This window comes from Treponema sp. OMZ 788, assembly GCF_024181245.1.
Classification (GTDB): Bacteria; Spirochaetota; Spirochaetia; order Treponematales; family Treponemataceae; genus Treponema_B.
The window spans coordinates 1,402,400-1,427,153 of the sequence record NZ_CP051199.1 but is presented as its reverse complement, the minus strand read 5'-3'; the positions used below and the strand labels follow the sequence as shown (position 1 = coordinate 1,427,153).

Here is a 24,754-nt window from a genome sequence, read left to right as displayed (position 1 = left end):
AAAATGGCTTTAATTTAATTCGTAATTATGAATATCTTCATGTTGAGTTTATAAATTTTCTACTTCTGTTTTTGAAAGCCCTGTCATATGCATTATAAAGTCAAGTTCGCACTTGGCTTGTTTCATAAGCTTTGCGGTTTCAAGAGCTTTTTGGTGGACACCTTTATCAATACCTTGTTCAAACCCTTCTCGATAACCCTCACTTATACAAGAAGCCCTGTCATGTTCATATTTCATGCGGGATTCATACAGCCATTTATCTCTAGGACTCATTTCCATTAATTCTATCGTTGCATTCGCTTTTTTCATCATCGGTGATTCTTGTGATAACATGGTACGTACCTCCCTGTCATTTGTTTCGATAAATTTCAACCAGTTTAATAAGCGTTTCTTTTTATTATGACTATATTTACCTTCTTTTAAGAGTCTTGCTTTTTCAAGGTTTAATATATGAATCTCAAGTTTTGAAACTAAAGGCTCTTTTGTGTCTTGTTCAAGAATAACATACTTATTGTGTAAACGCCTATTCTTATTAAAGCCCTGACCTATCAAGTTTATTGTAATACATTTTGGAAGCTTTGTATAGTCTTGCCCTTCTTTTATACCGGCATTGTACATCTTAGACCAATAATACAAGGTTCTTTCAGGAAAATCAAAATGCCATCTGCTTTGAATTTCAATATCTACAAAGGTTCCGTTCTTTAGTCTTAGTTTGATATCCAAGATACCTAGCTTTTCACTTAAAAGCTCCTTATGAAACTCCTTATCCAAAAGTTCCAATCCTGCAATATTTTCAGATGGAATGTCTAAGATACATTCCAGAAAGTCCTGAAGAACATCCTTGTTTTCATCCACTCCGAATATTCTTTTAAAAGCATAGTCGTTACGAAGTGTTATTGTAAAAAGTCTTTCCATTTTTACCTCTTGAAATAATTTTTACGAAGAGAAAAAAATCCCTCTTTCATAATTATTGTATGAAGAGTCTGCAATAAATAGTAAAATTTAAAAAAGGAACTTTTGAAAATACGAATGATGGAAATGTCGAATGGTGAAAAACTGGAATCTCGAATGACAAATGCCGTCCTTCGCTCTTTTCTCTTCCCCTTGCTTTTTTAGCTGTTCTTTGATAGACTTAAGACCATGGCAAAAACAGTAGACGATAAAAAGATTATTTACACAATGGACAGGGTTTCAAGAACCCATGGAACAAAACAGGTTTTAAAGGACATAAGCCTTTCTTATTTTTACGGTGCAAAAATAGGCGTTATAGGTTCTAACGGCTCAGGTAAGTCAAGCCTCTTGCGCATTATGGCAGGGATTGACGGGGATTATACGGGCGAAGTTTCTTCGGCCCCCGGCTACACAATAGGCTATCTTGAGCAGGAGCCCCAACTTCAAAGCGGTAAGACGGTTCGCGAGGTCGTTTCCGAGGGGGTTCAGGAACTTGTAGACCTCCTTGCGGAATTCGACAAGATAAACGAGGCTTTCGGCGACCCCGATGCAGATATGGATAAGCTCATGGAAAAGCAGGCCAAGGTGCAGGAAAAGCTTGATGCGACCGATGCCTGGAATTTGGACAGCCGTCTTGACTTGGCAATGGAAGCCCTGCGCTGCCCACCCGCCGATCAGGTAGTCGATGTGCTTTCGGGGGGAGAAAAAAGACGCGTTGCCCTTTGCAGGCTTCTTCTTCAAAAACCCGACATTCTTTTATTGGACGAACCGACCAACCATCTGGATGCCGAAACGGTAGCCTGGCTTGAAAGGCATCTTCATCAATATGCAGGAACAATTATCTGTGTAACCCACGACCGCTATTTTTTGGATAATGTTGCAGGCTGGATCTTGGAGCTTGACCGCGGTGAAGGTATCCCGTGGAAGGGCAATTATTCAAGCTGGCTCGACCAAAAGCAAAAAAGACTTGCCCTTGAAGAAAAGGGAGAAACCGAACGCCAAAAGGCTTTAAAACGGGAGCTTGAATGGATAGGTATGAGCCCCAAGGGAAGACATGCCAAGAGCAAGGCCCGTATCAACGAGTACGAAAAACTTTTAGCCCAAGGCTCAAAAGAAAAAATAAAGGATTCTCAAATTACCATTCCGCCGGGACCGAGGCTTGGAAACTTGGTTATAGACGTTAAAAACATTGCAAAGCATTACGGCGACAGAATCCTCTTTGACAAACTTAATTTTTCGGTTCCTGCAGGAGCTATAGTCGGCATCATAGGCCCGAACGGTGCAGGTAAAACAACTCTCTTTAAGATGATAGTCGGGGCTGCCGGTTTTGAGACTCCGGAAGGGGCCGATCAAAAAAAGCAGATCGTAAAACCCGATGAGGGTGAAATCAAAATAGGGGAGTCGGTTAAACTTTGCTATGTAGACCAGACAAGGGAAAAACTTGATCCTAACAAGACGGTTTGGGAACAGCTTTCGGACGGGCTCGATATCATAAAGCTCGGAGCCGCCGACGGTTCTTCAGGCGTACGAGAGGTAAACTCAAGGGCCTATTGCTCTTGGTTTAACTTTTCAGGGCAGGATCAGTCACGCAAGGTAGGCGTGCTTTCGGGCGGAGAAAGGAACAGGCTTAATTTGGCTATGATGCTAAAAGAGGGCGGAAACGTTTTAATGCTCGACGAGCCTACAAACGACTTGGATGTTACTACCCTTAGAGCCTTGGAAGAAGCCTTAGAAAGTTTTGCAGGCTCGGTCCTTGTTATAAGCCACGACCGCTGGTTCTTGGACAGGGTTTGCTCCCATATTCTCGCCTTTGAAGCTGACGGCGAAGTCGTATGGTTTGACGGCAATTGGACGGAATACGCCGAATGGAGACGCGAAAAATACGGTAAGGATGCCGATACTCCTCACAGGGGCGTTTACCGAAAACTCGAAAGGTAGATTATGAAAAGCCCTAAGATGATTATCTTCGATTACGGGAATACTCTTATTTATGAAAAAGAGCTTGATTTGCACAGGGCTTATAGGGCACTCTATGCTCAAATCCATAAAAATCCCGATAAAATAAGCTTTGCTTCTTTTTACGAAAAGGGTATGGCTATTTTTGAAAAGGTAAAATCGAGGGCTTTGCAAAATGATTTGGAAATACACACCCATAGTTTTTATAATTGTCTTTTTCAAAGTCTTAATATAGAATTTGAACTTTCTTACACGGAGCTGGAGCTTCTTTTTTGGGAGGCTCTGGCGCCGTGTTGGGCTATGCCCAATATCGAAAAACTCTTGCTCTTTTTGGAAAGCAAAAATATAAGAACCGGCGTAATAAGTAATATTGCCTTTTCGGGGAAGGCTCTCACTGCCAGAATCAATAAATATCTTCCTCAAAACAAGTTCGAATTTATAATTGCTTCAAGCGAGTACGGCTTTAGAAAGCCCGATTCCCTTCTTTTTGAAGCAGCCTTAAAAAAAGCAAATCTTTCAGCCGATGAGGTTTGGTATTGCGGGGATAATCCTAGGGCTGATGTCATAGGTTCAGCCGCCCTAGGCATAAAGCCTGTTTTGTTTACAAGCAATTTGGCCTGTCCTTACGACAACGAAAGCCATGTTTCTCCCGATTTTGAATTTACCGAAATTACCGATTGGAATGAGCTTATAGACTTGCTTTCAAATATAGAATATTAAAATTCTTTACCCTATTGACAAATTCACAATATAGTTCAAAATAGAAAGATGAATAAAAGAATAACTTGGATAAATACTATTATCTTTTTAACTCTTCTGTTGGCGGCTGTTTTTTTTATGCCGCAAAAGGCTCCGGCTACATCCAATTCCGCTTCAGATCCGGAAGCAGCTGATACTAATTTAAAATATCTTGAATCCGTTTATAAACTGCTTCAGGAAAATTATGTTGATGAGATAGATCCGGCTGTTCTGTATAAAGGTGCTATGGAGGGAATGCTTAATTCTCTTGAAGATCCCTATACTTCATATATTTTTAAAGATACTACCGTAGGACATGATTTGGAAGATACTACAACAGGTGTTTTTTGCGGTATAGGTGTTCATATTACAAAATCGAATATATCCACACCCGAAAGACCTGCCTATGTAGAAATTGCAAGCCCGATTGAAGGTACCCCCGGCTGGAGGGCAGGCTTGCAGCCCGGAGATTATATTATCGAGATAGACGGTGTTAAGACCGAAGATATTACCCAAGAGGATGTTTTAAACATGCTTCGCGGAAAAGAAGGTACTCAGGTTACTATAAAAATTCTCAGGGGTAAAAACTTAACATTTGACCTTACCATAACTAGGGCATTAATCGAAGTTCCTACAATAAAATATACAAAAATCGGAAAGGATATTGCTTATATCCGCTTAATAGAATTTAATCCAAACTCGGCAAAAAGAATAACCGAGGCAATAGAAAACCTACAGGCGGAAGGATGCACAAAGCTCATCTTGGATCTAAAAAATAATCCGGGAGGTTTGATTTCAAGCTCCATAGATGTTGCAAGTATATTTTTGGATTCGGGCCTTGTTGTTTCGACAAAGGGTAGGGCCCGAGGCACCAGCGAAGCCTATAAGGTACGCAGGTTTGTACAAAAAGTGCCTAAAAATATGCCCATAGTTGTTCTTATAAATGAAGGTTCTGCCAGTGCCTCCGAAATTGTTTCAGGAGCCTTAAAAGATCATAAGAGGGCCTACCTTGTAGGAACACGCTCTTACGGCAAGGGCTTGGTACAAAGCGTTGTTCAGCTTAGCGAAAAAGAGCTCGTGAAGTTAACAATAGCCCGCTATTATTCTCCGAGCGGGGCAAACATAGATAAGCTCGGCATCCTTCCCGACTTGGAAGTAATTAGGCCTAATTTTACGCCTGAAGAAGAAAAGAGCGTGCTTGAGCTTTTAAAGACTTCAAAAATTGCAGACTTTACGAGGAGCAAGACTTCTCTAAAAAAGACCGAAATGATTGACTTTGCCAAAAAGCTGGGTGAAGAATACAATGTAAGGCATGAGCTTATTTTGCGTCTTGTAAAGGTAGAATACTACCGCTCCCATGAAAGTCCCGTTATAGATGAAGATGATGAGCAGCTTAAGGCCGCTGTAAATCTATTAACCACGAAGGATGTAAATGCTCTTTGTAAAACTACAAAGACTCTTTTTGAGATGCAGGAAGAAGAAAAGGCAAAGGCTGAAAATAAAGCTATAACTGAAGATAAAAACTGATGAAGCAGCTGATTGTTTCTGCAGAAAACGATAAGGAATTTATCCGGCTGGATAAAAAAAATTATAACTATCTTGTTTCCGTTAGGAGAGTTAAAGAAGGGCAGATCTTAAAGGTTTCTTTAAATGGAGTTAAACCTGCATCTGCTGAAATTTTAAAGATTAATACCGAAAAAAAATATATAGAGCTTAAGCTTTTAAATGAAGAAGATACGGATACCGCTCTTAAAAATGGTGCTGAAATTATTTTAATGCAATGGCTTATAAAGGGCAATCACATGGATATTGCCGTTAGGCAGGCTTCGGAGGCTGGATGTTCTTTAATTGTGCCGGTATTGGGAGAATTTTCTCTTATAAAAAAAAGAAAATATTAATCAAACCGAAAGACGGGAGCGTATAATAAGGGAGGCGAGGCAGCAGTCAGGTTCTCTTGTGAATACAAAAATATTACCCGCCCAAGAGCTGAAGTCTGCTTTAGATGCAGTTTTGGATCATACGGCAAATAAAGAGACCGCCTTTATAATGCTGAGTGAAAAAAAGACTGATTTCTTGAGTCTTTTTGACCGCTTATCGGCGAAGACCGAGGCGATAGTTCTTGCTATAGGATGTGAGGGCGGTATCAGTCCTAAAGAGATTGAATTTTTAAAAGAACATAAATTTGAAGAAGTACATTTTAATACGAATGTACTCCGTGCCGAAACGGCTGCAATTTACTCGATTGCGGCGGCTCAGGTTATAATGGAGGAAAAAGGTGGCTGTAAAAAGAATTAATTTTTTAAATGTTCCGCTTGATGTTTTGCATGAAGAAGATATCGAAGAAACCGTGATATCTCTTTTAAATAAAAAAGGGCCTCAACAGATTATATTTATGACCATTTGGGATATACTTCGAGCCCGCCGCAACGGAGAGTTTAGAAATATGGTTGAAGAAGCGGCTCTTTGTCTGCCTGTTTCAAAAAGCCTGATACGCGGAGCCCGCTTTTTAAAAAAAGATGTGCCTGTAAGACGGCAGCAGTTTTCTGTTGTTATCGATTTTTTGAATGTAATAGACTCCCATTATAAAAGCCTTTATCTTTTTGGAGGCCGACAGGAAAGCCTTGTAATTGCCGAAAAAAATGTACGAAGCACATTTCCGGGGCTGCGCCTGGTAGGACGCTTTGCAGGGTATTATCATAAATCGATGGAACCCCATATTATTTCTGCTATTTCGAAAGCTGCCCCATCCGTAGTGATTATAGGTAAGGGAGTTCCCGGAGGCAGAAAATGGATTTACCGGAATAAGGAGCATTTTAGTTCGGGGCTTTTTATAAGATATGCAAACCTGATAGATATTTTTTCCAAATTTAAAAAACGCCCCTCTGAAAAACTTTTCGATTCCGGATGGGATTTTATAGTTCCTGTGCTTAAAAATCCTTTTAGAATTTTTACCATTTTCGGCTATCTTTGGTATAATATTTTATTGGTTTTTTACAGACTGTTTAGAAAAAACGAGTAGGCAAAACTTATGGAAAATTTTTTGATGAATGTATCGATGTTTTTTTATAAGGTGCAGGATAAGGTCAGCATGACTATGTCGCTTTTTGTTATGGCTGCATGTATCATCGGCATTGTTCTTGTGCTTTTTATTGCAAGTACAAAGGTCAGAAAAATAAACTCGGTGCTTGCAATAGTATTGTCCGCCGTCATATCCTGTATTTTAATGATTCCTTTAATGACGGCTTTTAATTCCTTTGTAAGTAAAAAAATCGTGAATGAGGTAACTAACAGCCAGCTTGCAGAAATAGAAGCACGCAAGGCTCAAATAAAACTTCTTGCTGCAAATCAAGAGCTAAGAGAGAAAGAAAAAGAAATTCTTGACAATAAGATAAGCATGCAAAAACAATCCATCGAAATTGACAGCCTTGAGGAAAGTTTGAGAGTTTTGCAAAATACACAATTAAACATGCAGAGCTTTAAAGAGATATTGGAATTGGGACTATTGGAAGCAAATTTAAAACAGACAAATTTGTATCGAAAAAATTTAAGCGGTATTACAACCGGAATGGGATTAAAAGCCGATCAATACTATGATGAGGGGCTTGTAGTATTAACCCATGATATCGATGCAAAATTCGGTGTCGACTTAAAAAAAATTAAAATTACAGTATCAAAAGATTTTCCGAATATTCTTTGGATAAGGGATATTCAGCCTAAATTTTTGGGAGCAAGTAAAAATAAGCACATAAAAGAGGTTGCCGAAATAAGGCGGGTCGATATAAAAAATAATATTAAAACCTATAGTATCCTAAACGGTCAAGCCGAGGTAAAAAAAAGCAAACCAATATGCTGATTTATGTGAACAGGAGTATCAAACCAGACTTAGCCAAGGTTTTGAAACTAATTTTATGAACGATGCCGTTTTAAAACTTTCCGAAAATTTTATAAAACTTATTTTAAGCCCTCTAAAAAAAGAAATAAGATTTGCTGCGGCTTTGGATGGGACAACTCTTTCTTTGGAAGAATATATTGATGAAGAGTTAAAAAAAATTCGATCTAAGCGTTTAGAAATTGAAAATAATAATAAAAGTCTTGATGAAGAAAATTTAAAAAAAGAAAAAGAGCTTGAAAATTTAAAATCGAAGATTGGAGACTGATTATTTAAGGAGTTCTTTGTGCGAAAAGCTTTTGGCGGTTTTATAATTATACTTTTTTTATTCATTTTAACCTCATGTAAACAGTTTTTTTTAGATATTGACGATGCATTCGGATATTGGAGTTCAAGCATACGAATTGCCGATGTAGAAATATCTTCATTAGGAGTAGATGCTGAAGGTTATCCATGTATATCCAGTAACGGGGACAAGACTATAAAGTTGAAACTTATAAATCCTCAACAATATCAATTAAAGCTTCCCTCCGATCAAGATGCTCCCTCAGACATAATTAAATTTGAAGATGGTGTAAAAGGACAGGATGAAGGAGCTCCTCAATATCTTAAAGACTATGAAATCAAACAAGTAAGTTTGAATGAGCTTCATCTAATCTACAAAGAAAATTTTTTAAGGGTTTCCAAATTCGGTTTTCAAAATTTAAGTCCTACTATAAATCTTTACAATTGTTATGGAATAAAATTCGGAAGCCATACATTTAAACTGAGGTGTAATACTCCGCCGGCTATTGTTGAGTCTTACGATATAAAAATAGGAAAAACAAAGGGTGCCGCTGCTTATTATGTGTTTTGCTTTAATCTTACCAAATCCGTAGATGAGAATAAAGATGTAAATGCCGTCTGTTTTAAGGTTGGAGGAAAAGAATATGAACGTAAATTCTCAATTTCAAATGAAGGTGCTGTAACTCCGTATCCTGAATCGATGACAGGAGTTTATTCTTTGGTTGAAAAAGATAATGTTACCTTTTTACGTCCGGCCGATATGCCGTCTACAGCCGGTTCTCCCGATTCATTGCCTACAGGTAATGATGTAATTTTTTTAAAAACCGATATTCAGGTTGGGGCAAGCAGCATAGCTAAAAATAGTTTTGAAATTTGGCTTAAAGATGAAAAAGGATTAAAATCGGAGAAACGGCAAAAATCTACCTACAGCCGGGATTCATCTTCTGTCCTTCCGCCTCCTACTGGCTTTGCCGATGATTCTATGAAAGATCCTATTAATTGAATGGATGTTTAAGTATCTGAGACAACTGAAATAATTAGCAGTATAAGTCATTGCTTTAAAGGCTGTGAAAAACTGGATAGAGTTAAGCTTTTATGTGATTATAACATTGGTCACTTTTTATGGGTTTTTGAAAATTGTAAGAACTTACAAGATGGCGGTATACAGGTATACAAAACTCAGTATCCTACATATATACTATCACGACTAATCTTATATGTATTAAGTTGCCTGGTACATATGCTGATGATAAAAAAAGAAATTTAGTAAATTTGAACAGAAATATTTTTGTGGTTAACTAAGCTTATTGTATCGCAGTGCTATAATAATTGACACTTCCCCCTCTTTTCCTTAAAATAAGACTGCCTTCTAAGAATTAAAACTTTTTGGAAGGTTTACCTTAATCTGATTTTAGGAAGACCTTATGAGCAATCTTATTCACGGCTTTGAAATTATAAGCAAAAATCCCTTACCCGAATTTAATGCTGTAGGCGTTTATGCAAGGCATAAAAAAACGGGCTTAGAACTTTATCATGTTTTAAACGATGACGATGAAAATCTTTTTTCATATAACTTTATGACGAGCTCTCCCAATTCGACGGGAGTTGCCCACATTATTGAGCACACGGTTTTATGCGGTTCTAAAAACTATCCGCTTAAAGACCCCTTTATGGTTTTGGCAAAGCAGAGCGTAAATACCTTTTTAAACGCTATGACCTATCCCGATAAGACGGTCTATCCTGCAAGCTCCGTGGTTGAAGCCGATTATTTTAACCTTATGTCGGTTTATGGGGATGCCGTCTTTTTTCCCAATCTTGACGAATGGGCCTTTAAACAGGAAGGCCACCGCTTCGAGCTTGACGAAAACGGAAAGATGAGCGTACAGGGAGTTGTCTTAAACGAGATGAGGGCAAATTATTCCGACTTTGACGGAGTGATGTATGACTGGGCTGCTTCTTCCATTTGTCAGGGCAGCATCTATGCCGAAGATTCGGGCGGCTCTCCCTTGGAGATTCCAGATTTAACCTATGAAGAATACAAGGCCTTTCACAAAAAATACTATCATCCCGTAAACTGCCGAATTTTTTTGATGGGAAATATTCCGACCGAAAAGCAGATGAAATTTTTAGAAGAAAAATTCCTTTGTAAATTTGAAGCTGCCGAAAAGCCTCCCTTTGTTCCGCCGATTGAGCCTTATGCTGAACCCCGCTTTTTTTCGGTACCGGCCCCGTCCGGCGGCCCTAATACCGCCGAAGAAGAAGCTGCTCTCAAGGATGCAGTCATGCTTAACTGGCTTCTTCCCGAAACTTCCGATACCGAAAAACTTATGCAGGCCTATCTTATAGGAGAGGTTTTAATAGGGCACAGCGGGGCTTACTTAAATAAGGTGCTCCTTGAGTCCGGAATAGGGGAAGACCTGTACCCATATAACGGAATCGGAAAGAGCCTTAGGAACATAACCATCACAATCGGAATGAAAGGGATTGAAAAAGGAAAGCACGAGGATTTTAAAAAGCTTGTCTTTGAAGCCCTTGAAGAGCTTGTAAAAAAAGGTATCGATCCTAAAGAAATTGAAACGGCTGTCCACGCAATAGATTTTAGCAACAGGGAAATCAGGAGAAACTACGGCCCCTTCGGTATCAACCTTATGGAGCGGGCTATGGCCGGCTGGACCTACGGGGTAAGTCCCGAAAAAACTCTTCAATACACTCCCGTATTCGAAAAGATAAAAAAAGATCTTGCCTCCGATAAGCGGTATGTCGAAAAGCTGATTGAAAAATATTTGATAAAGAATAAGCATCATGCCCTTGTAAGAGTTTACCCTGATGCCGATTTTTGTAAACGCTTGGACGAAAGTCTCGAAAAAAGAGCCGAAAATTTTAATGCTGGTTTGACGGATGAGGATCGAAGGTCAATGCTTAAAGAGCAGGAGAAGATGAATGAGTTTAAGCAAAAAAACGACTCTCCCGAAATGCTCGCCCTCATTCCTCACTTGTCAAAAAAAGATCTGCCTCCTCTTCCGCCTCCAAGTCCTGAAGAACTTGCCCTTATCGGAAAGGTTCCACTTGTTATGCACGAGCAGCCTACAAACGGAATAGGTTATTTTCAATTAGCCTTTCCTGTGGATACATTAAGTCAAGAAGATTATAAATACCTGCCCCTTCTTTCAAGCTGTATCACGGGGATGGGAACTGACAAGCTTTCATGGAGCGAGGTTTCTTCTACGCTTGCAAATTTAATGGGAGGCTTTTCGGCAAGTGCCGCCGTTTTTACCGCAAACAAAAATATTTCTTTGCGTAAAAATACGGATAAGCTAAGGATTTCCGATATAGCCGGAAGGGATTGGCTTTTTCTTTCGGGGAAGATTCTCGGCGAATTGATTCCCGAAGCTGTTTCCTTTGTTTTACGCTTTTTAAACGAAATTTCTTTTGACGACACAAAACGCTTAAACGATTTGGTAACCCAGCGCAAAAACGATTTTGAAAGCCTCCTTGCCCTTGACGGAAACAGCCTCGCCCTTCTTAGGGCTAATGCTCCTCTATCCGAAAAAAATGCACGGAGGGAGATGCTTTCAGGATTAACCCAGCTTAACTTTTTAAGAAACCTATATGCAAAAATAAAGGGAGATAATTCCGAAAACGCTGTATCCGAAAACGGTAATTCCGAGCTTGATAAACTGTCAAAAAAACTGGCTTCAATATATAAATCGATTATGAGCTCTGGTTTGATTATCGAGCTTACGGGCACAAAAGAAAATCTTGCCTCTTTAAAAACCGCCCTTGAAAAAAACTTAAAAGATTTTAAGGCTCCCGATGAGGCAGATAAGATTGTCTTTGAAAATCCTTTTAAATTTGAGCAGGCGGAAGAAAATAGGCTGGAACTTATTCCGGCTTCCCTTCAAGTAGGCTTTGCTGTTTCGGTTTTTAAATCGGCTCAGTTCGGCTCAAAGGCGCAAGCTTCAGAGTCTATCTTGTGTAAGTGGCTTTCAAGCGGCCCGATGTGGGAAAAGATAAGAAGCATAGGAGGGGCCTACGGAGCTTTTACCGTTCCTATGTCCTTGGAAGAGCTTTTAGCCTTTGTCTCCTATAGGGATCCTAACCCGATAAACTCTCTTTTGGAATTCTTAAACTCTATCGACCAAACATTGAGCGAAGACTTTTCGGAAGAGCAAATCGAAAAACTCATTACGGGAAGATACAGCAGGGAGATAGTTCCGCTTACGCCTGCGGCAAAAGGAGCTGCAGCCTTTAGGGATCTTCTTTCAGGTATTTCTTATTCCGAAAAAAAGGAAATGGTTGAAAAGATGCTGGAAACTACGGCTGATGATTTGAGATCTTGTGCAAAAAAACTATCGGCTCAAAAGGATGCTCTTTCTTCGGTAGTGCTGGCTTCGGATACGGCTCTTTCTCAAAAAGAGGCTGTCAAAGAATTTTATCCTTCTCCCATTCTTTCAGAGAAGGTTTAAGAAGTACGAAATGGTTTTAAGGAATTGTCGATGGGTATTTTAAAGGCAGCTTCAAATAAAAAAAATCTCAAACCCTGCGTGATAGGGATTGATCCGGGCTTGGCAAATACGGGTTATGGGATTATAAGTTTTTCGAATAACCGCTTTGAGTGTATAGAATACGGTGCAATATGTACAGACTCTCATCTGCCTCAAGGGGAGAGGCTTTTAAAAATCTTCGATAAGGTTTCCGAGCTCATTGCAAAATACAGGCCGAAGGAGGCCGGTATTGAAACCCTATATTTTGCCAAAAATGCGACGAGCGCTATGTCCGTTTCTGAGGCCCGCGGCGTGGTTCTTTTGGCTTTGGCTAAGGGGGGGGTGAGGGTAGGAGAGTATGCACCCAACTCGATAAAGAAGGCTGTAACGGGAATCGCTCAAGCCGAAAAAAAACAGGTACAGGAAGCGGTAAAATTGATTTTAGGTTTAAAGGAAATTCCTAAGCCCGATCATGCAGCCGATGCCTTGGCCGCAGCCATTACAAAAATAAATTTGGGAGATGTAGGGGAGGTGCAAGCCTATGTTTAACAGTATTTCGGGACTTTTAAGCGGTAAGACTACCGATTCGGTCTATGTTGAAAATTCGGGCATTGAATGGGAAATCTTTGTTTCGGCCCTGGCCCTCGATGCTTTCGGCCCTGTGGGAAGGGAAGTGAAGGTTTATACATGGCTTTATCACAGGGAAGATCAGATGAGGCTTTTCGGTTTTCCCAACCAGGCCGAGCGCTCTCTATTTTTGGATCTTACAAAGGTTGAGGGGGTAGGACCGCGTCAAGCCTTAAAAATAATGTCGGGCTTAAATGCCTCCTCTCTTGAAAAGGCTTTGGAAGAAGGAGACCTTGACACCCTTCAAAAGGCTCCGGGAGTCGGTAAAAAGACAGCTCAAAAAATGATTCTTGCCTTAAAAGGAAAACTCACCAATTTAAATGAGACTTCCTCAAAGGGTCCGATTTTAGTTTCTTCCGAATATGAAGATATTGTAAGGGCCTTAACCGAAATGGGCTTTGAAAGAAAATCCGTCATCGCCCAAGTCGAAAAAATCGCCGAAGAAATGAAGGCTGCAGGCTCCGATCCTCTTAAAAACGAAGAAGAGCTTTTTAGGCGTTCAATCGTCGCTTTAAGCTGAAAGAGAAAATAGTTTTGGCGGATCCATTATGATTATAGTTTTTCAATTTCTGCTTCGGAAAGCCCCGTAACCTGCATAATTTTTTGTATCGAATCCCCTAACTGTTTTAAAATTTTAGCTGTTTCTCTCTTTGCATTGTCTTTAATATCCATTTCAAAAGTAGATAATAATCTGTATTCTTGTCTTGCCTGTTCATTATTTTTTACTGTTTGTATCATTTTTTCTATCTCCCTTGTAAATTCACTATTAACCTTACCTGTTTTAAGATATTCTAAAAATTCCTTTAATTCTTTGTCCTCAGCTTTTTCAAAAGCCTCTGCATTTATTATAACCTTTTGTGTGCCGTCATGTAAAGGTGTATTTTTGTCTTCTATACAAAGATTTTCAAAGGTATAAACAGGCCTGTTTTTGCCTATAACATCAAATAAACAGATAAAAATTATAAAGCTGTCGTTTAAAGCATTATAGGAATTACCCTTATCCAAAAAAAGAAATATCAAGAGCCGCTTGGTAAAATCTCATTCTTTTAGGGATATTCCTTTCGTTGCTTATCTGCATTTCCACATCATAAAATTTACCGTTTTCTGTCTGCACCAAAACATCAAACCTTATGGATTTTGCCTGTTCATAGGTGTTAATACTATGCTGTACAGAGGTATATGCAATTTTGCCTATCGTATCAAATAATATCATTTCAATAAGTTTTTTACATAGCTTCGGATTTTGCATAGTTTTACAAAACATAAAATCGTCCGTAAATGTTAAATCTTCAAATCTTTTCACTTTTTTCTCCAATTTTTGTTTAATCCTTAAACCTGATGCTTACCGAGCCTATTCCGCCTTTGACGGTGATTGTATTTTCGGCGCCTGTTTCCTTTTGTCTGTCGGCTAAAAAGGTTTTTGATTTTTTTCCGTTAATCAATACTTCGCCAAGACCGGCACTTACATCAAAGTTATAATCTGCTGCAGAGCCGTCTATTTTCAGGTCCGCTTCGCCTATGCCGCCCTTGATTGAGGTCTTACCAAGAGCCTTGCCTGAAAAACTAAAAGAACCCACACCGGATCTTACATCCATATTTTTTACGGCCGAGTCTTTAAAGTTTACTTCTCCAACCCCGGCTCTGATTTCGGCATCCTTTGAAATCTTTGCATCATAAATATTTACTTCTCCGACCCCGGCTGCAAGGATAAATTTTTCTACATTTATGTCTCTAATATCCAGTTCACCGACTCCGCTTTTAATTTCGAAATTATTAAATACTATGTTTCGCGGCAGACCTATGTATATTTTTGCCGAATGTTTTTTAAAGTTAAACCCCAGATTCTTAAAAAACTTTGAAGGAGTATTGTCTTCAAAGCTGATTGTGTCTCCTTTTTTTTCTACATCAAAATATTTGGGATTAATTCGGTAAATCTTATAATAAGCTTCATCTTCTTTATCGATTATTTCGATCCTGACTTCTGCAACTTCCGATTTAAGATAAAAATTCTTAATCCCGTTCAGGCTGATTGTTTCAGCCTTTTCGTATTCATCATCAAAATATTCATTCATATCATCCCCCCATGATTCAATATTGTCTGCCATATCATCTATATTTCCTGCTGCCGACATTATTTTATTATAAGCTCTGTCGATAAAATTCCTTTCACGGATTCGATGCTTAGATTTATAAAAAAATCTTCCGCCCAAACTATAACCTATACCTACAAAGATAAGTCCAAAAAAAATAATTAAAACCGTCTTTCCTATTTTATTCATATAAAACCTCAACTTAATAATTTAATAATTGCAAGTATTATCAAAGCCGGAATGCCCAAGATAATTGCACCTACAAATAAAACCGGTATCAGCCAAAAAACCAGTTTAAAGGCTAGAGCTAAAATTCCTCCGACAATCCCAAAGACCGCAGCAAGAATCCCAAAAATAAAAAACATAATTAAAAAAGTAACTAACATTTTCCCTCCATTAAAAACTTTAGATTCTTTTTACCAGCTGCGATATTTTTTTGATTATCGCAGTGACAAAAAAGTACAAAAGTCTTGTAAGACCTATAGCTATTAAAATCAGGCCTATCAAAAGAAGGCCGGATCCGAAATCCACAAAAAGAAGCCCGAAGGCAAAAACCGCTAAGATTCCTCCTCCGAAAACAAGGGCAACCGAGGCAAGGCAAAGCCCTACGCATAATAGGACTATTACTATCGTTAGCCCGACGGCCAGAGGTATGGCGATGGGAGCTGCAAAGATTCCGAGGATTGTAAACCAAAGGGCTCTAAAGCCGCCTCGTGCAGATTTTTTTGCTCCTTCGGCTTCTTTTACGGCATAGTCCGAAAGAATTTTTGAAGCAATGTGGGCCGGACTTCTAAGTTCATTTATTACGGTTTGCTCATTTTCACTTCCTGCTTCATCAAAATATTCTTCGTAGAATTTGACGGCCTCCTTCCTGTCCTTGTATGGCAGATGCCGAAGTCTGTCTTCAAGTTCCTCAATGAATTCCCGTCTTGTCATCTTTATTCTCCTTCCTTGGTTGTTAGTTTAATTGTTCCGAAACTTGTGTTGATTTTTATATTTGTGTTTGCGGATTTACTTCCAATATTTATTCTGTCGCCTCTTTTTTCTACATTTTCTCCGTTTAGTTTTATTCTGCCTTGGTTGGAAGAAATACTTATATCGTAATTTTCTATTCCATTCGGTAAATTAAGATCTATCGGCCCTATGGCAGAATTGATTTTAGCATAGCCGTGTAAATTGCCTTGGAAAATTATGCTTCCTGCTCCAGTGTTCAAAATAGTTTCTGAATTAAAATTACACTTTCGGAATCTATTTGTTCCGGCCCCGGTATTGAAGTTTACTCTGTCTGCGTTTACTTCATTTGCTGTTATATTTCCGGCTCCGGAATTTGCCTTGATGTAAGAGCTTTCTATTTTTATAAAATCAATTGCTCCGGCTCCTGTTGATGCAGAAATATTATCCGATTTTATGTTTTCGAATTTTATATAACCTGCTGAAGAAGAAAGCTTCATACTTTCAATCTCAGCATCTTTCATCTTTATAGCTCCGGCAGAAGTGTTAAAGTCTATTTTTTTGTGTAAACTTCCTTTTACCGAAAAAATTTCCGCAAGTTGTGTATCCTTCAATAATTTCGATATTTACATCTTCTATTTTTAAAGAACCCATTTGGGAATTAAATTCGAGTTTTACAAGATTTGTGTTTTTGGGAATGTTTATCGAGATTTCTCTGTTTGCTGCATTAAAAGAGGTATTGATGTTAAAGTTTTCCAAAAATGAAGCAAAACCTTTTTTACTGAAAAAGAAAACGGGTTTTTCTTTTATTATAAGTTTTCCGTTTTCAATCTTTGCCGAAAAATCATCATCTGCAATATTTTGAGTTGTGTACTCAATCTTTTCCTCTTGAGTGACCCTTATCAAAACGCTTGCAGCCGTTATGTTTAAGATAATTTCGGAAATGCTGTCATCTTGAGAAAATTGTTGAGAAACAACTTGATTATTTTCTCCTTTGTATGATGCCTTATGAAAATCGATAATTTCTTCTGCGAGCTTTTTCGGAGAGCCGAGTTCTTCAATTGCAGCTTCTTCGTTTTCGGCATCTTCAAAATATTCTTCATAAAATTCGATCGTATTTTTTCTATCTTCAGGTTTTAAAACCGAAAGGTAAGAGTTAAGTTCGGTTAAAAATTGATCCTTTGTCATCTTTTTCTCCTAGAGGGCAGTGCCCTTAAAAATTTTGTCTATCAAATCCTTGTATGACTTCCACTCTTCAATGTAAAGTTCGTGCTGCCTCAAGCCGGCCGGAGTTATCTTGTAGTACTTACGGTTTCGCCCGTCAATCGGCTGATCATAAGTTTCCAAATACCCGCTCGTTTGTAAGCGCTTTAGGACAGGGTATAAGGTAGATTCCGATATGGGAAGAAGGCTTTTGACATCCTGCGTGAGCTTGTAGCCGTAAGAATCAGAATCTTTTAAAAGGGCTAAAACGCAGGCTTCAAGTAAACCGGTGTTTATCGAAAAAATCATCCCATTAACCTCCTTGGTATATGTGATATGATATAATATGTTTTATTATATCATTTATGTTTATATATTATATAAAATATAATATTGTGTCAAGTATAAATATAACTTTTTATCAAAAAATTTGACAAATTTATGAATATATGATAGGATATTGTTATAAATTAATTACTACGGAGTTGCTTAATGATTAATCCCTTAATCCTGTCTGTTGTTGTTATGACTGTTCTCTGTTTGCTTCATGTAAATCTTTTGGTTTCGATTGTCCTAGCAGCAATTTTGGGCGGCTTTGTAGGAGGCTTGGGGCTTTCAGGGACAATGGAAGCCATGGTGTTGGGTATGGGAGATAATTCGGAAATAGTTCTTTCTTATGTTTTATTGGGGCTTATCGCTGCGGCAATTAACGAAACTCATCTTGTAGATTTTGTTGCCGTAAAAGCTTATAAAAATTTAAGAGGCAAGAAGTTTTTGCTTTTGTTTTTACTTACCTTTGTCGGAATTATATCTGAAACTGTAGCTCCTATACATGTTTCTTGGATTCCTCTGGTTGTTCCATTCCTTTTGGTTATCATGAACAGTATGAAACTCGATAGACGGGCGGTAGCCTGTAGTTTAACATTTTCATTAAAGTGGCCTTATTTGATTTTTCCCATAGGATTCGGCTTGGTTTTTCATACGATTATAGCAAGAGCCATGGCTCAAAACGGTCTTGAGTTTCAAATAAAAGATGTTTGGAAGTCTATGCTTGTGCCGGGAATGGCTATGGTTGTAGGCTGGTTGATTTCGGTCTTTGTTTCTTACCGTAAACCGCGTGAATATGAGCAAGACGGCTTTGAATTCGATATGGAGTATGAAGTCAAATTTGGAAGAAAAGAATGGGCTGCTGCTATTTCAATCGTAGTTTTGGCTGTAGTTCAGATAATAACAAAATCCATGGCCTGGGGATGTATAGCAAGTATAACCGTTTTGCTTGGAACGGCTACTGCCGATATACGGAAATCCAATGAGCGAATGAACTATAGTATGAGAATCATGGGTGCGATTGCCTTTATAATGCTTGTCGCCGGAGGTTTTTCAAAGATTATGGTTGCTACAGGCAGTATAGACTCTCTTGTGTCTCATACTGCATCCTTATTCGGAACAAATAAGCTTGCGGCAGCTTTTTTTATGCTTTTGATTGGTTTACTGATTACCATGGGGATAGGCACTTCTTTCGGCAGCGTACCGATAATTGCAACTCTTTATGTTCCTTTGGGTATAAAATTAGGCTTTAGCCCGGCTGCGATTGCCTGCCTTGTAGGAACAGCTGCTGCCTTGGGAGATGCAGGCTCCCCGTCATCTGATGTTACCTTGGGCCCGACCAGCGGTCTTATTACCGATCGCCAGCATAACCATATTTGGGATACCTGTGTGCCTACATTCTTACATTTTAATATCCCGCTTTTGATCGGCGGTGTAATCGGTGCTTTAATTCTATAAGAATTAATTCTATAAATATTGAATTGCGGAGGTAAAATATGAAAAAAACAATTTTTATTGCTTTCTTTTTTATTTGTATTTTGGCTATGGGCTTTTCCGAAGATCCTGTTGTAGGGTTATGGAAGAGCGTGGACGAAAAAACTAATGAAGTTACCGGAGTTTGGAACATCTATGAAAAAGATGGAAAGCTTTTTGGCGAGATGCTTGTAACAATAGGGCATGATCCTAAAGAAGCCGCCTCTTCATGCAAAGAATCATATAAAGATTTTCCTAAACCCGGAAAGGTAAATGAGATGCCTCTTGTAGGCACTCCTTTTATTTACAATCTTGTAAAAAAAGTCGGAGGGTTCATGGCATAAGGGGTATATTATAGATCCGGGTGACGGCAAGTATTATTATTGTAAAATAATATTTCATAAGGCTGACGGAAAAAAATATAAGTCCGATACCCTTGAAATGCGTGGTGAAATAGGCTTAGGCATAGGCAGAAGTCAGTATTGGCTTAGAACAGACCGGGCCGAAACCGATGAATTGATCAAAACTAATACGGTTAAAGAATAATATCAGCGGAGTTCCGTGTCGGGAATTAAGCTTTTAGCAAGGGCTGTAAGGCCTTGAGCCTTAGAAAGAGGATAGGGTTCTACCGAGTTCCACTCAGGGCTTAAGCAGACTCCCGGCACAAATTGGGCAAGCCTCCATCTTGCGTTTTTAGGCAGGATGGAGGCTATCTTTTTTATTTCTTCTTCAAATACAAGGGCGGGAGCCAGAACTGTTCTGTATTCTGTTTCCAAATTACCGCTGTTTGATTTTAAAATATCAATTGTTTTCAAAATAGAAGCTTTTGCTTTTTCTGCAGCTTCCTTTGTGTTAGTAGCTAAAAGTTCCCCATATCTTTCGGGAGAGGTTTTTACATCAAGGGCTATCATGTCGGGTTTTAACGAATCCGAATTTATGAGATCTTCCAGCCGTCCGGGGAAAAGGCCGTTTGTGTCTATTTTTACTGCAAGGTTTAAGGCTTTTGCTCTCTCAATTAGTTCAAACAAGGCTGGAGACATTAGAGGTTCGCCTCCAGAAATTACAAGCCCTGAGATAAGGCCCTTTCTTTTTTCCAAAAACATATAAATTTCGGAAAGTTCATAATACTCATTGGCACTTTGCGTATTTCCGTTGAAAGAAGAAGGCGAGGCTAGGGCTAGCTCGGCATTATGACAATAGGGACATCTCATATTACAGCCGGGCAAAAAAACCGCCGCAGCGACGCGGCGGGGAAAATTTACTAAGCTGGTTTTTTGTAAACCTGCAAGCATTAGGCTATGTGTTCTTTTTTTTCTGAAATATTGCAGGAACCTGAAAAGTCAGGGGTATGATTGCTGATGGGCGGGCAATCACAGTTACATCCTGATAGAGTTTTTTCGATCCTTTCGTTTTCGGATGAGAACATAATCCTGTGGTTATATTCTTCTCTCTTGCCCTTGTTCCAGTTTCTCACTGATCTGTAATAGCCTACAATTCTGGCATAAACTTCAGTGCCTGTACCGTGAACATTTTCAAGTTCCTTTTTTACATTTTCAATTTCTGAATTGATTTCTTCAATATTCCTCATTTTATTTCCTCCCGGTTTTCGGAATAAACCGTTATTTAGCGTTTTATTCCTTATATTGCCTATTCTAACACTATATATAGTGTTTGTCAAGCAAAAAAATCTAAAATTAGAGAATTTTTTTAAGTTTTTTTTTACATTGTATTGACAAGAGTTAGGATTTATGTATACTATCTAGCTAGATAACTCATTATATCCTTTGCGGTTAAATTACGTGAATGACTATTTACCGCTTAAAACATGACTTTTGTCACTGGTAAACTGACCGTAAAATATGTAAACTTACAAAAATGTAAGGCAAAAAATTAAAATGTAAGCTCCCGTAAATGCTCGTTTTAATTTTTATAAATATAATTATGTAGAACTTGTAATGGAGGTTTGTATGAATATTGTACAAGTTAAAAACTTAAAAAAGACTTATCCGTTGGGAAAAGTTTTGGTTGAAGCCGTAAAAGGCGTAGATTTTGCTATTGAGCAAGGAGAATTCGTTTCTATATCAGGGCCTTCCGGTTCGGGGAAATCTACTATTCTCAATATGATAGGTTTGATAGATACACCCTCAGGCGGAGAGCTTATCATAAACAATGAAAGTATTTATAAGGAATCTGATTTTGCGTCTCTTCTAAAGAAACAAAACAAAAAGGTTAAGATTCCTAACAGACTTGACAAAAAAATGACAACACTCCGCCACGAGTATTTGGGTTTTATCTTTCAATCCTTTAACCTTGTACCCGTTTTAAACGTATACGAAAATATAGAGTTTCCGCTTTTATTTGGAAGAGCAAAAGAGAGTAAAGCAAAACAAAAAGAGTGGATTAACTATTTGGTAGAAAAGGTAGGGCTTACGGAATGGAAGCACCATAAATCCAACGAACTTTCAGGCGGTCAAAGACAGAGGGTTGCAATCGCAAGGGCCTTGGCTACAAAACCTCAAATAGTTTTGGCAGATGAACCTACAGCGAACCTTGACTCAAAAACGGGTATCCAAATATTGGAGCTTATGAAAGAGGTAAACCGAGAACTTAAAACAACCTTTATCTTTTCGACTCATGATTCAAAGATTGTAGATATGACAAACCACCGCATTAAGATTTTGGACGGTCAAATCCTCGAAGATGTAAAAGCTTCGGCTTAAACTTAGGAAAGTATTATGAATAAGACGATTTTTAAAATGGCGGTAAAAAATCTTTTTGCAAATAAGGCAAAGATGATTATTACCTTATCGCTTATAGGAATAGGAACCTTTTTGGTTATCCTAGGTTTCGGTATCCTAAATTTTTCATTGCAGCAAACTCAGGATGTATGTATAAGCGATTTTTCAGGCGATGTTTTAATTACCGGTAAGCCTGAAAAAGACACTATAATGGTACAGCTTTTGGGAGTTTTTCAGACAGTCAGTGTCAGCATGGATAGGCCTAAGGTGCCTTATCTAACCCCCTTTGAAAAGGTTAGGTCTAAGGTTGAAAGCCTTCCTGAAGTAAGAGGTCTTACTAATTCCGTTTTTGCAAGCGGAATGCTTAAACCCGTTGATCTTCCTGATTCATGGGAGCCTGAGGACAAGAATAGGAGCTCTTTTCCGTATTTACAGATTCTGGGTATTGAGCCTGAAAGCTATAAAAATCTTTTCGATACGATTAAAATTTATGAAGGCGAATTCCCCAAATCTTCAAACGGAAAATTTGCCATGCTTCCCCGCGATAGAAAAGAGAGATTTGAAGATTACTATGGCAGAACTTTAAAACTCGGAGACGAAATATTGATTTCTTCCTTTGCAGGAAAAGCAAGGCAGCAAAAAGTCATAATCACCGGCTTTTTCGATTATGCTCATCCCGATACGGCGATAGACGGAATAGCTTACTTTGATGTAGACACAACCCGCATTCTTGCAGATATGACACTGGGAGCGAGGACTGCAGCGGCAATTCCCGATTCTGTCGATCTAAGCCTTTCAGAAAAATCGGAAGATGAGCTTTTTTCGGATGATTTCGATTCGGATATTATAGACACCGCTGCGAGCTCAAACACAAAGATTGATTATGAAAATCTTTTGGGAAGTACCGAGCTGCGCGATCAGCTCAACCTTGCCGATAATGAGGCTTGGCATCACATAGTAATAAAGCTTAAGGATTCTTCAAAAACTCAAAGTGTAATTAAAACATTAAACGACTGGTTTAAGGAAGAAGGAATAAATGCCCAAGCCTTGGACTGGACTCTCGGAATGGCTATGTATTATGGAGCTATAGAAGGCACAAGAACTCTTTTTATCACAATGCTTGTTATTCTTTCCGTAGTAGTTTTAATCGTTATAATGAATACGCTTGTTGTTGCCGTTATGCAAAGAAGTTCCGAAATCGGAACGATGAGGGCAATAGGTGCTAAAAAAGGCTTTGTAAGAAAGATATTTTTTGCGGAATCGTTTTTTATGTCCTGTGTAGGAGTTATTATAGGCTTGGTTCTTGCTCTTATCGGGGCCGCCGTAGTGAATGCTTTTAATATCAGGGTTGGAGAGATACTTGCAGCCATGTTCGGCGGAAAGCAAATAAGGGTAAGTATTTCTGCCGTTTCTGCTCTTTGGACAATGGCTGCAATGCTTTTAGCAGGCCTTGCCGCAAACTGGTATCCTGTAAGGCTTGCCTTAAAGATAAGCCCTCTTGAAGCAATCAACCGTTAAATTAAGGAAGAATAGATTATGAATATATTAAAAATAGCGTTTAGGAATTTAAACAGACAAAAAAGGCGAAGTATTCTTTTGGTTTTTGCAATAGCCTTTGCTTTCTTTGTCGTTATCTTTATGGACGGCATGACTTCCGGAGCCTTAAACAGCATGGCAGGAGAAATTTCAAAAATTGTAGGCGGTCATGTCTATATAATCGGTTCAAAAAAGGCAGCAGATAAAAATGCCGATGATCCGGCTCAGATTTATATGGATGCAAAAGATATAGAGTTTGTAGAAAAAACCGTGAAAGAATTGGGTATCGATACCGTGTACATCATAAAAAGAAGCCGCTCATCGGGTAAACTCATCTTTGAAGGAAAAGAGGTTACCTCTAAAATTGACGGCTGCAAATTTGATGAAGAAAAAATTTTGCATGACAGTATTCTTTTTTAAAGAAGGAAGCTGGGAAGCCATGAAAAAAGAAAATGCAATTCTTCTTTCCGAATCGGTAGCTCAAAGCTTAAATGTAGATTTACACGACATCGTTTTACTTGAAACCAAGACCTCGAAAGGTCAGCTTACTGTTATTGAACTTCAAGTAGAAGGCATTGCAGTAAACCGCTCTCCGTTCGGCGGAATCACAAATTACATCAATTTTGATTATTTGCAAAAAGTTACGGAACTTGAAAAAGACAGTATAGAAGTATATTCTCTTTTCTTAAAAAATTCCGACATGCAGGAAGCTTATGCTCAGATGCTCGAAAAAAAGTTCGGAGAAATAGGACCGACTGCAAGCAGAGCTCTTGCAAGACAGATAAGTCCTTCACAGCCGGCAAGCAATGTACTTAAACAGCTTGAAGAAGGAAAGTGGAAAGGAACAAAATTCGGTGTAGCGACTTTTTATGATTTTGCTCCTCAGATGGTTACACTGATGAATACCTTAAACGGTATAAGCTTCGGAGTTTTGGTGGTTCTTTTGGTTATTACGATGATAGGTATTTCAAACACCTTTAAAATCATCGTACATGAAAGAAGGGGTGAGGTAGGAACCATGCGCTCTTGCGGCATTATGAGAAGACACGTAAGACATCTTTTCCTTGCAGAAGCTTCATTCTTGTCCTTGTTTGGAGCTGTATGCGGCTTTATTCTTGCCGTTATTGTAATGCAGGTTATATCCTTTATTCCGATTGCCTCGGATTCTCCCTTTTCGGTCTTTACCAAAAACGGATACTTTACATGGAACCTATCGGTACTTTTAGTTTTATTAAAGTTTGCGATAATGTTGGGTTTGACTCTGCTTACAGTAAGGGGCTCAGCTTCAAGAGCCGCTAACATGATTCCTGCCGAAGCGCTTAGGTCAGGAAAATAATTTAAGGAAGTTTTTATAGGAGATTCGATAAATAGTTCGGCAGGAATTCTGCCTCACTATTTATCTTCGAGTTTTGTGCAAAGCACAAAACATCGTATTATTGTATGCGGTTTGTAAACAAACCGCGTGAAAAAACTTTTTTCGGAAGCTGAGGCTTCCTGCAAAAAGTT

22 protein-coding genes and 4 pseudogenes are annotated in these 24,754 nt (G+C 38.7%); 16 read left to right on the top strand and 10 right to left on the bottom strand.

Features of this window, described 5'->3' with window-relative positions; translation table 11 throughout:
- Positions 1-48 precede the first annotated feature (48 nt).
- A complete protein-coding gene (locus E4O00_RS07010; RefSeq protein WP_253676647.1) occupies positions 49-915 on the bottom strand; it encodes an Rpn family recombination-promoting nuclease/putative transposase in 867 nt (288 codons plus the stop codon).
- Between the two features lie 225 nt (positions 916-1,140).
- On the opposite strand from E4O00_RS07010, the gene ettA reads away from it, so the two are divergent.
- The 10 genes and pseudogenes from ettA (at position 1,141) to ruvA (ending at position 13,450) form a co-directional block, all read left to right on the top strand.
- On the top strand, positions 1,141-2,889 hold the full coding sequence (gene ettA / locus E4O00_RS07005; RefSeq protein ID WP_253676646.1) for an energy-dependent translational throttle protein EttA: 1,749 nt from the start codon (positions 1,141-1,143) through the stop codon (positions 2,887-2,889).
- Positions 2,890-2,892: 3 nt separating this feature from the next.
- A complete protein-coding gene (locus E4O00_RS07000; protein WP_253676645.1) occupies positions 2,893-3,627 on the top strand; it encodes an HAD family hydrolase in 735 nt (244 codons plus the stop codon).
- Positions 3,628-3,675: 48 nt separating this feature from the next.
- Positions 3,676-5,172, top strand: a complete 1,497-nt coding sequence (locus E4O00_RS06995; RefSeq protein WP_253676644.1) for a S41 family peptidase — start codon at positions 3,676-3,678, stop codon at positions 5,170-5,172.
- Between the two features lie 74 nt (positions 5,173-5,246).
- Positions 5,247-5,940, top strand: a pseudogene (locus E4O00_RS14040) (16S rRNA (uracil(1498)-N(3))-methyltransferase); the annotation flags it as partial.
- A complete protein-coding gene (locus E4O00_RS06980; protein ID WP_253676642.1) occupies positions 5,921-6,664 on the top strand; it encodes a WecB/TagA/CpsF family glycosyltransferase in 744 nt (247 codons plus the stop codon). The pseudogene E4O00_RS14040 and the gene E4O00_RS06980, both read left to right, overlap by 20 nt.
- A gap of 9 nt (positions 6,665-6,673) precedes the next feature.
- Positions 6,674-7,802, top strand: a pseudogene (locus E4O00_RS06975) (hypothetical protein).
- 18 nt (positions 7,803-7,820) lie between these two features.
- The gene (locus tag E4O00_RS06965) at positions 7,821-8,822 is read left to right on the top strand and encodes a hypothetical protein (RefSeq protein WP_253676639.1); all 1,002 of its coding nucleotides are present in this window, start codon (positions 7,821-7,823) and stop codon (positions 8,820-8,822) included.
- Between the two features lie 421 nt (positions 8,823-9,243).
- Entirely contained in the window at positions 9,244-12,285 is a 3,042-nt protein-coding gene (locus E4O00_RS06960; protein WP_253676638.1) for an insulinase family protein, read from the top strand.
- Between the two features lie 30 nt (positions 12,286-12,315).
- Positions 12,316-12,852 carry a crossover junction endodeoxyribonuclease RuvC gene (ruvC, locus tag E4O00_RS06955; protein WP_253676637.1) on the top strand — a complete coding sequence of 179 codons (537 nt, stop codon included), beginning with the start codon at positions 12,316-12,318 and terminating at the stop codon, positions 12,850-12,852.
- Positions 12,845-13,450: a Holliday junction branch migration protein RuvA gene (gene ruvA / locus E4O00_RS06950; RefSeq protein WP_253676636.1), complete on the top strand. Its 606-nt coding sequence runs from the start codon at positions 12,845-12,847 to the stop codon at positions 13,448-13,450. The genes ruvC and ruvA overlap by 8 nt, the downstream gene beginning before the upstream one ends.
- A gap of 32 nt (positions 13,451-13,482) precedes the next feature.
- Here the strand turns inward: ruvA and E4O00_RS06945 are convergent.
- From E4O00_RS06945 to E4O00_RS06915, 7 genes and pseudogenes are all read right to left on the bottom strand, one after another.
- Positions 13,483-14,194 (bottom strand): annotated as a pseudogene (locus E4O00_RS06945) (Rpn family recombination-promoting nuclease/putative transposase).
- A 58-nt stretch (positions 14,195-14,252) separates the two neighbouring features.
- On the bottom strand, positions 14,253-15,209 hold the full coding sequence (locus tag E4O00_RS06940) for a DUF4097 family beta strand repeat-containing protein (protein ID WP_253676635.1): 957 nt from the start codon (positions 15,207-15,209) through the stop codon (positions 14,253-14,255).
- An 8-nt stretch (positions 15,210-15,217) separates the two neighbouring features.
- The gene (locus E4O00_RS06935) at positions 15,218-15,406 is read right to left on the bottom strand and encodes a hypothetical protein (protein WP_253676634.1); all 189 of its coding nucleotides are present in this window, start codon (positions 15,404-15,406) and stop codon (positions 15,218-15,220) included.
- A 19-nt stretch (positions 15,407-15,425) separates the two neighbouring features.
- Entirely contained in the window at positions 15,426-15,956 is a 531-nt protein-coding gene (locus E4O00_RS06930) for a DUF1700 domain-containing protein (RefSeq protein ID WP_253676633.1), read from the bottom strand.
- Positions 15,957-15,958: 2 nt separating this feature from the next.
- A complete protein-coding gene (locus E4O00_RS06925; RefSeq protein ID WP_253676632.1) occupies positions 15,959-16,495 on the bottom strand; it encodes a DUF4097 family beta strand repeat-containing protein in 537 nt (178 codons plus the stop codon).
- 22 nt (positions 16,496-16,517) lie between these two features.
- Complete coding sequence (locus tag E4O00_RS06920; RefSeq protein ID WP_253676631.1) at positions 16,518-17,159, bottom strand: HAAS signaling domain-containing protein; 642 nt, start codon at positions 17,157-17,159, stop codon at positions 16,518-16,520.
- A gap of 9 nt (positions 17,160-17,168) precedes the next feature.
- Positions 17,169-17,483 carry a PadR family transcriptional regulator gene (locus tag E4O00_RS06915; RefSeq protein ID WP_253676630.1) on the bottom strand — a complete coding sequence of 105 codons (315 nt, stop codon included), beginning with the start codon at positions 17,481-17,483 and terminating at the stop codon, positions 17,169-17,171.
- 183 nt (positions 17,484-17,666) lie between these two features.
- On the opposite strand from E4O00_RS06915, the gene E4O00_RS06910 reads away from it, so the two are divergent.
- Positions 17,667-18,959, top strand: a complete 1,293-nt coding sequence (locus E4O00_RS06910; RefSeq protein ID WP_253676629.1) for an SLC13 family permease — start codon at positions 17,667-17,669, stop codon at positions 18,957-18,959.
- A 38-nt stretch (positions 18,960-18,997) separates the two neighbouring features.
- Positions 18,998-19,520, top strand: a pseudogene (locus E4O00_RS06905) (DUF2147 domain-containing protein).
- A gap of 2 nt (positions 19,521-19,522) precedes the next feature.
- Here the strand turns inward: E4O00_RS06905 and E4O00_RS06900 are convergent.
- Together E4O00_RS06900 and nrdD are read right to left on the bottom strand one after the other, a co-directional pair.
- Positions 19,523-20,266, bottom strand: a complete 744-nt coding sequence (locus E4O00_RS06900) for an anaerobic ribonucleoside-triphosphate reductase activating protein (RefSeq protein ID WP_253679602.1) — start codon at positions 20,264-20,266, stop codon at positions 19,523-19,525.
- Positions 20,266-20,562 (bottom strand): anaerobic ribonucleoside-triphosphate reductase, encoded by a 297-nt coding sequence (nrdD, locus tag E4O00_RS06895; RefSeq protein ID WP_253679600.1) that lies wholly within the window; start codon positions 20,560-20,562, stop codon positions 20,266-20,268. Before nrdD ends, E4O00_RS06900 begins: the two co-directional genes overlap by 1 nt.
- A gap of 379 nt (positions 20,563-20,941) precedes the next feature.
- On the opposite strand from nrdD, the gene E4O00_RS06890 reads away from it, so the two are divergent.
- The 4 genes from E4O00_RS06890 to E4O00_RS06875 are packed head-to-tail and all read left to right on the top strand — an operon-like array spanning position 20,942 to position 24,584.
- A complete protein-coding gene (locus E4O00_RS06890) occupies positions 20,942-21,694 on the top strand; it encodes an ABC transporter ATP-binding protein (protein WP_253679598.1) in 753 nt (250 codons plus the stop codon).
- Positions 21,695-21,709: 15 nt separating this feature from the next.
- Positions 21,710-23,230, top strand: a complete 1,521-nt coding sequence (locus E4O00_RS06885) for an ABC transporter permease (RefSeq protein WP_253679596.1) — start codon at positions 21,710-21,712, stop codon at positions 23,228-23,230.
- Positions 23,231-23,248: 18 nt separating this feature from the next.
- Complete coding sequence (locus E4O00_RS06880; protein ID WP_253679594.1) at positions 23,249-23,668, top strand: ABC transporter permease; 420 nt, start codon at positions 23,249-23,251, stop codon at positions 23,666-23,668.
- Positions 23,631-24,584, top strand: coding sequence for an ABC transporter permease (locus tag E4O00_RS06875; RefSeq protein WP_253679592.1), 954 nt, complete (start codon positions 23,631-23,633; stop codon positions 24,582-24,584). Before E4O00_RS06880 ends, E4O00_RS06875 begins: the two co-directional genes overlap by 38 nt.
- Positions 24,585-24,754: the final 170 nt, after the last annotated feature.